The 879-nt window shown below is 61.4% G+C and carries 1 protein-coding gene; it reads right to left on the bottom strand.

Features of this window, described 5'->3' with window-relative positions:
* A partial coding sequence (locus tag QT222_RS00475; protein ID WP_491475945.1) for a mechanosensitive ion channel family protein occupies positions 1-719 on the bottom strand: 719 nt, incomplete at its 3' end.
* Between the last annotated feature and the right edge of the window lie 160 nt (positions 720-879).

Here is an 879-nt window from a genome sequence, read left to right as displayed (position 1 = left end):
GCGTTGAGCACCGAGTTCGGAACCGTGACGAGGAGGTCGTCACGGGTGAGAAGCGTCGTCGAGCGAATCCCGACTTTGACCACCGTCCCCGCCTCACCGGAGTCGAGGACGACGTAGTCACCGATTTTGTACGTGTCGTCGAAGTAGAGCGCGATTCCACCGAAGTAGTTGGCGACGGTGTCCTTGGCGGCGAACCCGACCGCGATACCGGCGATGCCAGCCCCCGCGAACAGCGGGGTGATTTCGATTCCCCAGAGATACAGGAGCATGCCGATGGTGCCGACGGAGACGACGATTGTCCAGACGTTCGAAAAGACGGGTGCGAAATCGTACTGGTGGCCTTTGTCCTTGACCGCCTCGACAAGTCGATTGACGAGGCGGTTGAGCGCCCACGCCCAGACGATGATGCCGAGAGACACAGACGGCCGACCGAAGAACGTGTGGAGTACCGCCGAATCGACGACGAGAGCTTCGGCGACCGCCGGAGTCTGCGCAAACAGATAGATGCCGGTCAACGAGATGGTGATGACGATGGGCCACCGGAGTTCTTTGACGACGATGTTGTCGAGCGACGTCTCCGTTCGTCTCGTGTACCGAAACAAGAGGCGGAGGACGACCGCCTCCATGACGAATGCGCCGCCGACGGAGACGATTAAGACGAAGAGTGTCGCCTCCGCCGCCGACAGCCCCGAGAGGAAGTCGGAGAGGTGCTGGCTCATGCGGCGGAAGTCGCGGCCATCGGGGATAACGATTGCTCCGGTCTGAAAGGCTCACTCCGAAAGCGACCCCGCAGCCGAAAGGTTTTGTTCGACGCACCCGCGAGGTCGAAGCAAATGTTCCGATTCGGCCACTGGGGCGTCTCGCTCCTCGTGTTTGCCC

This window comes from Haloferax sp. s1 (genome assembly GCF_058382125.1).
Note: the sequence above shows the minus strand (reverse complement) of the source record. Positions and strands in the feature narration are given on the sequence as shown.